Annotated in this window: 1 protein-coding gene; it reads right to left on the bottom strand. The window is 53.3% G+C overall.

Annotated features, from left to right (window positions below):
* Nucleotides 1-860 (bottom strand): S8 family peptidase (locus tag KZZ10_RS14430; RefSeq protein WP_259662244.1); only part of this gene is annotated, 860 nt, incomplete at both ends.

Raw genomic sequence — 860 nt, 5'->3', positions numbered from 1 at the left:
GGAGTTGTCAATTTCCGTGGCGGTGGTCAACAGAACTTCAATGATTTGCCTTGCCGTCATGTACGGGAAAGCCTGGCGCAACACCGCCGCACCACCCGCAACCAGAGGAGCTGCCATGGAGGTGCCGCTCTTCTCACCATATTTATTCATCGGGACTGTCGAATAGATATCGACACCAGGCGCGGTTATGCACCAGTCGGCAGCCGCACCACACTGATTACTGAAGTAAGCGAGAGTCACTGCATTAGTCGTCGCGTTGATATCCGCAGCGGATACAGCAATGAGCGTTCCAGCTAAGCTCGAGTAATCCACCGCCTGAACTTGACTCAACGGAAGTTGATTACTGCTCCAAGTAGTAGGGTTCTGAATATCAGTCTCGTCTGTGTAGATACGATAAATAGCATCTGCTGAGTTGCTGGTGTACCCAAGCGCTGTGTTAGCTGGGGTAATGAGGGGGAGCAGCCCGTGGCCAGCAGGTACTTTTGCAGCCAATGGCTGAAACCAAGGGGAGCGTTGGTTTCCCGTCGAAAAGACCATCACAATGTCAGCGTTGGCGAGTTTCTGGACTTCAGCAGCATCGTCCACCATCTCACCCTGGCTAAGCATTTGGAAATTAACCAGCGAATAGTTTGGATTCAGACTATTACCAAATCGAGGCCACGGCCTTGCGTTGGGCCCGAAGCTGGCGTTCATCACGGAAACCTTGGCATCTAATAGATCTTGAGCCCAGTCTTTCGATGCGGGGTATCCAGGGTTCGGAATTGCCACTGTGTGAGCAATCGAAGCGTCATACGCTACACCTATCATCCCGACGCCATTGCGCGCGGCCGCTGCAGCCCCCATGACATGGGTACCATGAG

The organism is Zwartia hollandica (genome assembly GCF_019923725.1).
In the GTDB taxonomy this organism is placed as follows: domain Bacteria; phylum Pseudomonadota; class Gammaproteobacteria; order Burkholderiales; family Burkholderiaceae_B; genus Zwartia; species Zwartia hollandica.
Note: the sequence above shows the minus strand (reverse complement) of the source record. Positions and strands in the feature narration are given on the sequence as shown.